General features: G+C 37.0%; 14 protein-coding genes. 13 read left to right on the forward strand and 1 reads right to left on the reverse strand.

Translation table 11 applies throughout. The features are described from left to right. The first annotated feature begins 15 nt into the window (after positions 1-15). The 13 genes from moaA to DN410_RS15020 all read left to right on the forward strand — a co-directional run bounded on the left by moaA (position 16) and on the right by DN410_RS15020 (position 10,777). Positions 16-1,032 carry a GTP 3',8-cyclase MoaA gene (gene moaA / locus DN410_RS14960; RefSeq protein ID WP_149177093.1) on the forward strand — a complete coding sequence of 339 codons (1,017 nt, stop codon included), beginning with the start codon at positions 16-18 and terminating at the stop codon, positions 1,030-1,032. Positions 1,033-1,232: 200 nt separating this feature from the next. Next, positions 1,233-2,012 (forward strand): formate channel, encoded by a 780-nt coding sequence (locus tag DN410_RS14965; protein WP_149177094.1) that lies wholly within the window; start codon positions 1,233-1,235, stop codon positions 2,010-2,012. Between the two features lie 24 nt (positions 2,013-2,036). Next, positions 2,037-3,053, forward strand: a complete 1,017-nt coding sequence (locus DN410_RS14970) for a molybdopterin-synthase adenylyltransferase MoeB (RefSeq protein WP_149177095.1) — start codon at positions 2,037-2,039, stop codon at positions 3,051-3,053. A gap of 18 nt (positions 3,054-3,071) precedes the next feature. Continuing rightward, positions 3,072-4,379, forward strand: coding sequence for a molybdopterin molybdotransferase MoeA (locus tag DN410_RS14975; protein ID WP_149177096.1), 1,308 nt, complete (start codon positions 3,072-3,074; stop codon positions 4,377-4,379). Continuing rightward, positions 4,360-4,824 carry a molybdopterin synthase catalytic subunit MoaE gene (moaE, locus tag DN410_RS14980; RefSeq protein WP_149177097.1) on the forward strand — a complete coding sequence of 155 codons (465 nt, stop codon included), beginning with the start codon at positions 4,360-4,362 and terminating at the stop codon, positions 4,822-4,824. The genes DN410_RS14975 and moaE overlap by 20 nt, the downstream gene beginning before the upstream one ends. Positions 4,825-4,828: 4 nt before the next feature. Then, the gene (gene moaD / locus DN410_RS14985; protein WP_002194735.1) at positions 4,829-5,065 is read left to right on the forward strand and encodes a molybdopterin converting factor subunit 1; all 237 of its coding nucleotides are present in this window, start codon (positions 4,829-4,831) and stop codon (positions 5,063-5,065) included. Between the two features lie 66 nt (positions 5,066-5,131). Next, on the forward strand, positions 5,132-6,181 hold the full coding sequence (locus DN410_RS14990; RefSeq protein WP_149177098.1) for a P-loop NTPase: 1,050 nt from the start codon (positions 5,132-5,134) through the stop codon (positions 6,179-6,181). Positions 6,182-6,197: 16 nt separating this feature from the next. Continuing rightward, on the forward strand, positions 6,198-6,422 hold the full coding sequence (locus DN410_RS14995; protein ID WP_149177099.1) for a group-specific protein: 225 nt from the start codon (positions 6,198-6,200) through the stop codon (positions 6,420-6,422). 47 nt (positions 6,423-6,469) lie between these two features. Then, the gene (locus tag DN410_RS15000; RefSeq protein ID WP_149177106.1) at positions 6,470-6,868 is read left to right on the forward strand and encodes a hypothetical protein; all 399 of its coding nucleotides are present in this window, start codon (positions 6,470-6,472) and stop codon (positions 6,866-6,868) included. Between the two features lie 168 nt (positions 6,869-7,036). Continuing rightward, a complete protein-coding gene (locus tag DN410_RS15005) occupies positions 7,037-7,285 on the forward strand; it encodes a DUF1294 domain-containing protein (RefSeq protein WP_149177100.1) in 249 nt (82 codons plus the stop codon). Between the two features lie 92 nt (positions 7,286-7,377). Continuing rightward, a complete protein-coding gene (rarD, locus tag DN410_RS15010) occupies positions 7,378-8,319 on the forward strand; it encodes an EamA family transporter RarD (protein ID WP_000535531.1) in 942 nt (313 codons plus the stop codon). Between the two features lie 79 nt (positions 8,320-8,398). Continuing rightward, complete coding sequence (locus tag DN410_RS15015; protein ID WP_098596899.1) at positions 8,399-8,824, forward strand: divergent PAP2 family protein; 426 nt, start codon at positions 8,399-8,401, stop codon at positions 8,822-8,824. A 99-nt stretch (positions 8,825-8,923) separates the two neighbouring features. Beyond that, on the forward strand, positions 8,924-10,777 hold the full coding sequence (locus DN410_RS15020; RefSeq protein WP_149177101.1) for a terpene cyclase/mutase family protein: 1,854 nt from the start codon (positions 8,924-8,926) through the stop codon (positions 10,775-10,777). 73 nt (positions 10,778-10,850) lie between these two features. On the opposite strand, the gene DN410_RS15025 is transcribed toward DN410_RS15020, so the two are convergent. Next, a complete protein-coding gene (locus DN410_RS15025; protein ID WP_149177102.1) occupies positions 10,851-11,000 on the reverse strand; it encodes a YfhD family protein in 150 nt (49 codons plus the stop codon). Positions 11,001-11,084: the final 84 nt, after the last annotated feature.

The following is an 11,084-nucleotide window of genomic DNA, read 5'->3' on the forward strand; positions in this document are numbered from 1 at the left end:
AGCGAGGCAATAAATATGAAATCTGTCACATTAGACAAATTACAACGTCCTTTAAAGGATTTACGTATTTCCGTTACTGATCGCTGTAATTTTCGCTGTCGTTATTGTATGCCAGAAGAAATATTTGGTCCGGATTATTCGTTTTTGTCTAATGATAAAATTTTATCTTTTGATGAGATTGAAAGGATAACACGTATTTTCGTTTCTTTAGGTGTCAGAAAGCTACGAATTACAGGTGGAGAACCGTTACTTCGAAGAGATCTTCCGCAGCTTATCGAGCGCCTTAATAAAATAGATGGTGTGGAGGATATCGGCTTAACAACCAATGGATCGTTACTTAAAAAGTTTGCCCCTGATTTATATAAGGCGGGTTTATCACGTGTGACAGTTAGTTTAGATTCTTTAGAAGAAGAGCGGTTTTTTTATTTGAATGGTAATAGGAGCAAAGTGCAAAGGGTTCTGGAAGGAATACAGGCTGCAGCTGAAGTTGGTATGAAAATCAAAATAAACATGGTCGTACAAAAGGGGAAAAACGAACAAGATATTTTGCAGATGGCACAATACTTTAAGGAGAATAAGCATATTCTTCGTTTTATTGAGTATATGGACGTTGGAAATTATAACGGTTGGGAGTTAAAAGAGGTCGTTTCTAAACAAGAAATAGTAGATGCCATTCATAAAATTATGCCATTAGAACGGATAGAAGCGAATTATGCCGGTGAGGTTGCTACTCGCTATCGTTATATTGGAAGTGATGAGGAAATAGGTATTATTTCATCAGTAACAGATTCCTTCTGTTCATCATGTACGAGAGCTCGTATTTCTGCAGAAGGCAAATTGTATACTTGTTTGTTTGCTTCTAAAGGGAATGACTTAAGAGAATTGCTTCGATCTGAATACACTGACGAGGAAATAACAGATGTCGTACGCGATATATGGAATAACCGAGAAGATCGCTATTCAGATGAACGTTTAAGTAATACAAATAAAAAAAGAGTGCCTAAAATTGAAATGTCACATATTGGTGGTTGATATATAAAAGTGACGTTATGATAAAGCATATACAAAATGGAAAATGTGCAACGTCTGTAGATTTTCTATTTTATAGTAAAAGTGATGATTGATATCTCTGTAAAAGATGTGCAGAGAGGTTAAGCAGCATTAAAAAACCTTTATTTTGAGGAGGTTTTTTGAAGTTGCTTTTTTATTTGGAGAAAATGGAGGAATTAGTAATGGCATTTCATAAACCGGAACAAATTGCTGAGCTTGTAATTGAGGCCGGTGTTCAAAAAGTAAGTCAGACCTTGCCAGCAATGCTTATTCTCGGTTTTTTAGGAGGAGCATTTATTTCATTAGGATTTTTACTTAACATTCGAGTTTTAGGTAATTTACCTGATCGCTGGGGGAGTTTAGTGAATATTTTAGGAGGCGCTGTTTTTCCTATTGGACTCATGCTCGTCGTATTAGCAGGGGGAGAATTAATTACCGGAAATATGATGTCATTGTCTATGGCACTTTATGCAAAGAAAATTACATTGATAAGTGTACTCAATAACTGGGTTTGGATTACGCTTATGAATTTTGTTGGAGCTATTTTCGTTGCATATTGCTTCGGTCATCTTGGTGGATTAACAGAGGGGGATTATTTAAATAAAACGGTAGCGATAGCAGAAGGAAAGTTACATGAATCATTTGGGAGAACTTTAATTTTAGCAATTGGCTGTAATTGGCTCGTTTGCCTTGCGCTTTGGCTTGCTTATGGGACGAGCGATTTTGTCGGAAAGATAATCGGAATTTGGATTCCAATTATGGCATTTGTAGTGATCGGATTTCAGCAAGTGGTAGCAAATATGTTTGTCATCTCGGCAGTTATTTTTGCAGGTCATCTGACGTGGATGGATCTTGCTAGGAATTTTGTTCCTGTCTTTATCGGAAATGTAATTGGAGGAGCAGGCTTTGTTGGATTTGCGTACTTCGCTTGTTATCAAAAACAACATTCTAATATGAAATAGAGTCCGTGAGAGGAAGGGTATGTAATGGCTGAGCGGTATTCACGACAACAGTTGTTCAAACCAATTGGGAGTAGAGGGCAAGAAAAAATTCGAAATAAACATGTGTTAATTGTAGGAGCAGGCGCATTAGGAAGTGCAAGTGCCGAAAGTTTCGTACGTGCAGGTATTGGCAAGTTGACGATTATTGATCGTGATTACGTTGAATGGAGTAATTTACAGAGGCAACAATTGTACTCTGAACAAGATGCAAGGGAGAAAATGCCAAAAGCAATTGCTGCTAAAAATCGGCTAGAACAACTTAATTCGGAAGTACAAATACATGCTTTCGTAATGGATGCATGTGTAGAAAACTTGGAAGGGCTATTAGAAAATGTCGATGTAATAATTGATGCAACAGATAATTTTGATATCCGATTTATAATAAATGATTTATCACAAAAACATAATATCCCATGGATATATGGTTCTTGCGTTGGATCATATGGTATGAGTTATACGATTATTCCGCAAAAGACACCGTGTTTACATTGTGTACTGAAAAATGTTCCTGTTACAGGTGTGACATGTGATACCGCTGGAATTATTAGTCCGACTGTTCAAATCGTCGCAGCATATCAAATGGCGGAAGCACTCAAAATTTTAGTAGAAGATTTTTCAACAATTAGAAAAACGTTTTTCATGTTTGATATATGGAGTAACCAAAACCATATTATAAAACTAGGGAAAATCAAAACAGACGATTGCCCTTCTTGCGGTTCGAATCGAACTTATCCTTATTTATCATACGAAAATCAAACGAAGGTAGCTGTTTTGTGCGGAAGAAATACAGTTCAAATTAGACCAGTAGAAAATAGACAGTACAATTTTGATGATATAGAAACAGTATTAAAAAAACTTGGGAAAGTAGATCGAAATCCGTATTTACTATCTTGCCAACTAGACGATTATCGCGTCGTTATTTTTCAAGATGGTCGTGTTTTCATTCATGGTACAAATGATATTTCGAAAGCGAAACAACTATATTATCGCGTATTCGGTTAATAGAAAGGGTTGTCAATAATGGAAAGAAGAGTGCCAATTACGGTTGAAAAAGCTGTTCGTAAAATAATGGGATTTGCTAATGAGGGATTAAAGGAGCTACTACCTATTGAATTAGCTTACGGACGTATATTAGCAGAGGATTTAGTAGCTGATCATGATGTACCTTCATTCAATCGTTCACCGTATGACGGGTTTGCTATTAGAGCAGAAGATACTACTTTAGCGAGCTATGAAAAACCAATTGCATTTGAGGTAGTTGGAGAGATTGGGGCAGGATCACTATTCCACGAGAAAATAGCTCCGTTTCAAGCAGTTCGAATTATGACGGGAGCGCAAATCCCAAGTGGGTGTGATGCGGTTGTTATGTTAGAGCTGACTCGTCAATATGAGGAGGCTGGCAACAATTATATGGAAGTGAAGCGATCATTCCAAACGGGCGACAACATTTCTTTTCAAGGTGAAGATGTTCGTAAAGGAACGGTTCTTGCGAAGAAAGGGTCATACATTAATCCAGGTATTTCAGCTCTTCTTGCTACGTTCGGCTATAGCGAGGTGCCAGTGGCGAGAAAGCCTGTAATTGGATTGTTAGCGACCGGTAGTGAGTTACTGGATGTAAATGATTCCTTACAGCCAGGGAAAATCCGAAATAGTAATACGTATATGATATTGTCTCAAATTCGAAGAGCGGGCGGAAGAGTAAAATATTTTGGGAAGTTTAGCGACGACTTTGATACATGCTTCTTAGCTGTAAAAGAAGCGTTAAGGCAAGTAGATATGTTAATTACAACAGGTGGCGTATCAGTTGGTGATTATGATCATTTACCGGCTATATATGAAAAGTTAGGTGCAACAGTTCTTTTTAATAAAGTTGCAATGCGACCAGGGAGTGTTACGACTGTAGCGCAATTAAACGGAAAGTTATTATTTGGTTTATCAGGAAATCCATCTGCTTGTTACGTAGGCTTTGAACTGTTCGTAAGGCCGTGTATTCAGACGTATATGTTTAGTGAAAAAGCACATGTAAAAAGAGAAAAAGCGTTATTAGGAGAAGATTTTCTAAAGCCAAATCCATTTACAAGATTTGTACGAGCAAAACTGACATATAACGAAGGTCAGTTAATCGCTTATCCATCAGGGTTTGATAAATCTAGCTCGGTTTCTTCATTAGCAGAATCGAATGCTTTTATCGTATTGCCAGGCGGGACAAGAGGATATAAAAAAGATATGTTTGTGGATGTTCTTTTATTGGAAGATAACGAGGGTAGTGAATGGCCTTGGACATTTTATAAAGTGAGAGGTGGTTCCAATGGGACAAGCGCTATTTGAGATTGTAGATATACCGATTGTAGTTGAAGAAGTAACGAATAAAGTCGCAAGAAGAGAAGCAGGTGCGATTACAACTTTTATTGGTACAGTGAGAGAATTAACAAAAGGAAAACGAACTCTACATTTAGAGTATGAAGCATATAAACCGATGGCAGTAAAACAACTTACGAGAATTGGGGAAGAAATTAGTGAAAGATGGCCGGATGCAAAAGTAGCAATTACGCACCGAGTAGGACGGCTAGAAATAATGGATATTGCGGTAGTCATTGCAGTTTCATCACCGCATCGTAAAGTAGCTTATGAAGCGAATGAATACGCGATTGAACGTATAAAACGAATCGTCCCAATATGGAAAAAAGAATTTTGGGAAGATGGAACGATGTGGATTGGAGATCAACTTGAAAATACACCTTATCCAGCAGGAAAACCGAAGAAGGAAGAATGAGAAAATGATTACAATTTTACTATTTGCAAATTTACGTGAGGAAGTCGGATTGGATCGATTCGTAATTTCAGAAAAAGAAGAAATGACAGTGCAGCAATTAAAAGAATGGCTCAAAGCAAGCTATGGTTTACAATCGCTTGATAAAGTGATGGTGGCTGTTAATGAAGAGTTTGTAACGAATGAAGAGATGATAAAAGCTGGAGATATCGTCGCATTCATCCCGCCCGTTAGTGGTGGATAATAAGTGTTTCTCGCAATGACAAGAAGATGTTGTATATAAATTAGAATATGAGAAGGGATGAGTTCTATGATTACTCAAAAACAAATAATGAATGCGTTAAAACATGTAGAGGATCCAGAATTACACAAAAGTATTGTAGAGTTAAACATGGTTAGAAATATACAAATGAATGGAACAGAGGTTAAACTTGAAGTAGTGCTAACGATTCAAGGTTGTCCGTTAAAAGCAAAAATTCAACAAGATATTGAAGATTCACTTCACGCAATTGGTGCCTCTAAAGTGGATTTAACATTTGGTTCTATGACAAAAGAAGAACGTGCAGTCTTAACAGAGAAGTTAAAGAAAAATACTAGAACAGAAACTGGTATGCCGAGCATGCTTCGTCCTGATTCAGGGGTACAATTTATTACTGTAACGAGCGGAAAAGGTGGAGTCGGAAAATCAACGGTGACAATTAATCTTGCAACGGCTTTAGCTCGTATGGGCAAAAAAGTGGGGATATTAGATGCAGATATATATGGTTTTAGCATTCCAGCTATGATGGAAACGAATCAAAAACCAACGATGATTGATCAAACAGCAATTCCAGTTATTAGTCACGGTGTTAAAATCATGTCGATGGGATTTTTTACAGAAGGAAATAATCCGGTTATGTGGCGCGGACCGATGTTAAATAAATGGATTCAAAATTTCCTTGCGAATACGCACTGGGGAGAATTAGATTATTTACTGCTTGATTTACCACCTGGTACAGGAGATGTTGCCATTGATGTTGCAGCAATGATTCCGCAGGCGAAAGAAATTATCGTTACAACACCACATAATGTAGCTTCATTCGTAGCATCTAGAGTAGGCGTAATGGCAAAACATACGAAACACGAGATTTTAGGTATTGTGGAAAACATGGCTTATTATGAAGAACAAGATGAATCGAAAAATTATCTGTTCGGAAAAGGCGGCGGCGAAATGTTAGCAGAACAATTGCAAACAGAAGTAATCGCACAAGTACCTTTTGCAAAACGTGAAGAAAATAGCGGTTCATCTGTATATGATGAAGATTCTCTTGTTGGAGAAGTGTTTACATCGTTAGCGGAGGATATTATTTATAGAGGATAAGGGGAGGAAGTTTAATATGGCATGTAACATTGATCATTCTATTGAAGATGTGATGAATAAGCTTGAAAGTCAGAAGAGTTTTTTATCTGAAGAAATTTTTATAGGGTTAAAGGGATTTTTGCAAGGTAATCATTCACAGGAAACATTAAATGATATTTTTCATCTTCTAAAAAAGTATGATTTAGTTAGTGAAGAAGAACGAGAGACGAGAAATGCACAATTATTGCACATTATGAGGTAAGGTGAATACTCTTTGGCTTTAGAGTTTTTCCAGGAGGGGTGAATGTGGTGAATATGAAAAAGATGATTGAAACGATAGAAGCAACAAAAACGAATGACGTAACATTATCGATCCCTCATTTACATCAAAAGCTTGTGAAGTTGTATAGTCAAAAAGATAGTGCAGAATATACGGAGCTATTAAAATATATTTTATCATTATCCGTGCAGCTAAACCTACATCTTGTATTGAAATATTTTGGCGTGCGACCGGTTGTTGCAACAGATGAGCGTATGCAATTTCAAGAGATATTTAAATGTTTAGCTAAGAAAGATGATAATGGGGGATGGTTTTTAAATTTCGTTTCTTTATATATAGGGTTAATTATAGTTCTTCACTTTGATGAGAAGGAGATTGAGGGAAGTTTTTTCGATGCTATGGTAGTGGGTGAAGGGAATGAAATATAAGATTTTGCTCATAACAGCTTTCTATTTAATTGCTATAACTGCGATTTTAATTGGTTATGTAAATATGAAGGTAACGAATTAAACTAGTTTGATAAAAAGTGATCTTCAGTTGTTTCCATCGTTTTTTCATGTTACCATTAAGCGAATTTTTCATAGGGAGAGAAAGCGATGAAATGGATTTATTTTATTATTATTAACGTTATAGCTTTTAGCCTTATGGGGCTTGATAAACGAAAAGCGAAGAAGAAACAGTGGAGAACGCCAGAAAGTACGTTGTTTTTATCAGCGGCAGCTGGGGGAGCAGTTGGAGCTTGGATCGGTATGTATATGTTTCATCATAAAACTCATAAAAAGAAATTTGTTTTCGGCATACCGTTACTTGTTGTAATAACGATATGTTTATTATTCGTTGTATGAGAAATGTCGAAAGAAATGCAGATTGATTATTGGTAAAGTGAGCATGTGAGACCGTATAATGGAGAAAAAATGAGAAGAGGAGAAAAAGGAAGATGGGGAGTCAATCAGCAGAGCAAAAAAAAGGGATTATATATGCGGCTGGTGCGTATACGATGTGGGGAATACTACCAATCTATTGGAAATGGGTTGAGGAAGTCCCAGCAGATGAAATATTAGCACACCGCATCGTTTGGGCGTTCGTGTTTATGTTAATCGTATTAGGTGTTACGAAGAGATTTCGTCAGTTTATTGGAGAGTTCGTGAATCTTTTTAAACGACCTAAATTATTAATGTCATTAACAATAGCTTCAGTCTTGATTAGCGGAAACTGGTTTGTCTACATATGGGCCGTTAATCATAATCATGTCATTGAAGCAAGTCTTGGCTATTATATTAATCCGCTTATTAGTATTTTACTTGGTACAGTCGTTTTAAAGGAAAAGTTAAACTTTTGGCAATACGTTGCAGTTGGTTTAGCTGGAGTAGGAGTTATCATTTTAACAGTACGTTTCGGGGCTATTCCGTGGGTTTCTTTATCACTTGCCCTTTCATTTGGATTATATGGATTAACGAAAAAATTGTTAAACTATGATGCGACAATTGGACTTACGATGGAAACGATGTTAGTGACGCCGTTTGCGATTATTTATCTAGTAATGACAGGAGTACATGGTTTCGGCTCATTTGGCTCTATCTCAATGTTATCGACATTATTATTAATAGGAGCAGGTATTGTTACAGCTCTACCACTTTTTTATTTTGCAAAAGGAGCCCAACTTATTCCGCTTTATATGGTAGGTTTTTTACAATATATTGCACCAACAATTAGTTTGATTTTAGGTGTATTCGTATTTGGTGAACATTTCACATCTACCCATATGATTGCATTTTTCTGTATATGGGTTGCATTATTTGTATTCTCGGTAGCGAAAACAAAGTTCTTAGTGCAGAAACAACCGAAATTTATAAAAAATAAATCAGCAAAAGTATCATAATGCGTAGTATTTTCTACGCATTTTTCTTTATACTGATACTATATAGGATTTCCATTATAGCTAGTAGGGAGCTGAGAACGTGGAAACAATTTTACATAACGATCCGCTTATGGCCGCTGTAATTTCATGGTTTTTAGCACAATTAACGAAAGTAGTCTTTAAATTATTTAAAACGGGTGAATTTGATTTTGCAAAGTTTTTCGCTTCAGGTGGGATGCCAAGTTCTCATGCTTCAACTGTTACAGCGCTTGCGACAGGTGTTGGAGTTGTGGAAGGTGTGGAAAGTTCCATGTTTGCCATTGCTGCTATTTTTGCCATTATTGTTATGTATGATGCTTCAGGAGTAAGGCTTGCCGTAAGTAAACAAGCGAAAATATTGAATGAGTTTTTCCACGGTAAACAAACAGAATATAAGAAGTTAAATGAGCTAGTCGGACATACACCGTATGAAGTAGTAGTCGGTGCTTTATTAGGGATTATTGTCGGAGTAGGATATTGTTTATGAGCAGAACATTTTATATGTTCTGCTTTTCTTTGTATTCATACATATTCAGCTACCTTCTTGAATATCGTTATACGGATTTCGAAAGGGTGGGTGAGTAACTTGTTATTATATGAAAAAGCGCATGAAGAAATAGCGAGAAGAGCAAATGCACTTCAAACGATGCAACGGCAAGATGGTACGTGGCGATTTTGTTTTGAAGGAGCTCCATTAACAGATTGCCATATGATTTTTTTATTAAAATTATTAGGTAGAGATAAAGAGATAGAACCGTTTGTAAAAAGATTAGCATCACTTCAAACAAATGAAGGAACATGGAAATTGTATGAAGATGAAGTGGGAGGTAATTTATCGGCTACAATCCAATCTTATGCCGCCTTACTTGCATCGAAAAAATATACAAAAGAAGATGCGAGTATGAAGCGAGCGGAAAATTTTATTAAGGAACGCGGAGGCGTGGCGCGTGCTCATTTTATGACGAAGTTTTTATTAGCAATTCATGGAGAATATGAATATCCTTCACTCTTTCATTTACCAACACCAATCATGTTTCTACAGAATGATTCCCCTCTCAGTATATTTGAATTGAGTAGCTCAGCACGTATCCATTTAATTCCGATGATGCTGTGTTTAAATAAAAGGTTTCGAGTAGGGAAAAAGTTATTGCCAAATTTAAATCACATTGCGGGCGGGGGCGGAGAATGGTTTCGGGAGGATCGGTCTCCGTTGTTTCAAACGTTATTAAGTGATGTAAAACAAATTATCTCGTATCCACTCTCGTTACATCATAAAGGATATGAGGAAGTAGAGCGTTTTATGAAAGAGCGTATTGATGAAAATGGAACGTTATATAGTTACGCAACTGCCTCGTTTTATATGATTTATGCTTTACTTGCGTTAGGGCATTCTCTTCAATCATCAATGATTCACAAGGCTATAGCTGGGATAACATCTTATATATGGAAGATGGAAAGCGGGAATCATGTGCAAAACTCTCCCTCAACTGTATGGGATACGGCCTTACTCAGCTATGCGTTACAAGAGGCCCACGTTCCGAAAGATAATAAAATGCTTCAAAATGCAACAGCATATTTATTAAAAAAACAACATACAAAAAAAGCTGATTGGAGCGTACATGCCCCGGCGCTTACTCCAGGTGGTTGGGGTTTTTCGGATGTAAATACGACAGTTCCAGATGTTGATGATACAACAGCTGCACTAAGAGTGTTGGCAAGAAGTAGAGGAACCGAAAAGGTAGATAATGCTTGGCAGAAAGGGATTAATTGGGTTAAAGGATTGCAAAATAATGATGGGGGCTGGGGAGCTTTTGAAAAAGGTGTGACGAGCAATATATTAGCAAAATTACCAATCGAAAATGCAAGCGATATGATTACAGATCCTTCTACACCAGATATTACAGGGAGGGTGTTAGAGTTTTTCGGGACATATGCGCAAAATGAATTGCCTGAGAAACAAAAACAAAGTGCGATAAATTGGTTAATGAATGTACAAGAGGAGAATGGATCATGGTATGGGAAATGGGGGATTTGTTATATATATGGTACGTGGGCTGTTATGACAGGTTTACGGTCATTCGGAATTCCATCTAGCAATCCATCATTAAAACGAGCAGCTTTATGGCTTGAACATATACAGCATGAAGATGGTGGCTGGGGAGAATCTTGTCAAAGTAGCTTGGAGAAAAGATTTGTTCCTTTACCATTTAGTACACCCTCTCAAACGGCATGGGCGTTAGATGCTCTCATTGCTTACTATGATAATGAAACACCAGCTATTCAAAAAGGTATTTCATATTTGCTTGCGAATTCTTATGTGAATGAAAAATATCCTACTGGAACAGGTTTACCAGGTGGGTTTTATATTCGTTATCATAGCTATGCCCACATATATCCGTTACTTACATTGGCGCATTACGTAAAAAAATATAGAAAATAAGCCGAGAGGTATCTCTCGGCTTATTTTGTTGGGTAGTAGGTCCCTGTTGAAAAGAATAAGGTGATTATTCACCTTATTTTTCTGTTGACTGGCGTTTTTGACGTGCATCAGCGGCATTTGCACGTGCGTTTGCTTCTAAGTCATTGTGGTCAGCGAGTTCACGAGAGAACTCAACATCAATGCCATCAGTAGCTTTACTCTTTTTGAAATTCTTTTTGTTCATTCGACACAATCTCCTTGCACTTTATCCCGCTTTAATGGGCAGTAAGACCCCACCTCAAAATTCAGCGAAAGCAAAGAAGTTAGG

Source organism: Bacillus sp. SH5-2 (assembly GCF_008368905.1).
GTDB lineage: Bacteria > Bacillota > Bacilli > Bacillales > Bacillaceae_G > Bacillus_A > Bacillus_A luti.

What these genes read in the sequence shown, in the direction of transcription:
- moaA (WP_149177093.1), top strand. Translation starts at nt 16, where the DNA reads ATGAAATCTGTCACATTAGACAAATTACAACGTCCTTTAAAGGATTTA.
- DN410_RS15025 (WP_149177102.1), bottom strand. Translation starts at nt 11,000, where the DNA reads ATGAACAAAAAGAATTTCAAAAAGAGTAAAGCTACTGATGGCATTGAT.
- moaE (WP_149177097.1), top strand. Translation starts at nt 4,360, where the DNA reads ATGGGACAAGCGCTATTTGAGATTGTAGATATACCGATTGTAGTTGAA.
- rarD (WP_000535531.1), top strand. Translation starts at nt 7,378, where the DNA reads ATGGGGAGTCAATCAGCAGAGCAAAAAAAAGGGATTATATATGCGGCT.
- DN410_RS14975 (WP_149177096.1), top strand. Translation starts at nt 3,072, where the DNA reads ATGGAAAGAAGAGTGCCAATTACGGTTGAAAAAGCTGTTCGTAAAATA.
- DN410_RS14995 (WP_149177099.1), top strand. Translation starts at nt 6,198, where the DNA reads ATGGCATGTAACATTGATCATTCTATTGAAGATGTGATGAATAAGCTT.
- DN410_RS14990 (WP_149177098.1), top strand. Translation starts at nt 5,132, where the DNA reads ATGATTACTCAAAAACAAATAATGAATGCGTTAAAACATGTAGAGGAT.
- DN410_RS15005 (WP_149177100.1), top strand. Translation starts at nt 7,037, where the DNA reads ATGAAATGGATTTATTTTATTATTATTAACGTTATAGCTTTTAGCCTT.
- DN410_RS14965 (WP_149177094.1), top strand. Translation starts at nt 1,233, where the DNA reads ATGGCATTTCATAAACCGGAACAAATTGCTGAGCTTGTAATTGAGGCC.
- moaD (WP_002194735.1), top strand. Translation starts at nt 4,829, where the DNA reads ATGATTACAATTTTACTATTTGCAAATTTACGTGAGGAAGTCGGATTG.
- DN410_RS14970 (WP_149177095.1), top strand. Translation starts at nt 2,037, where the DNA reads ATGGCTGAGCGGTATTCACGACAACAGTTGTTCAAACCAATTGGGAGT.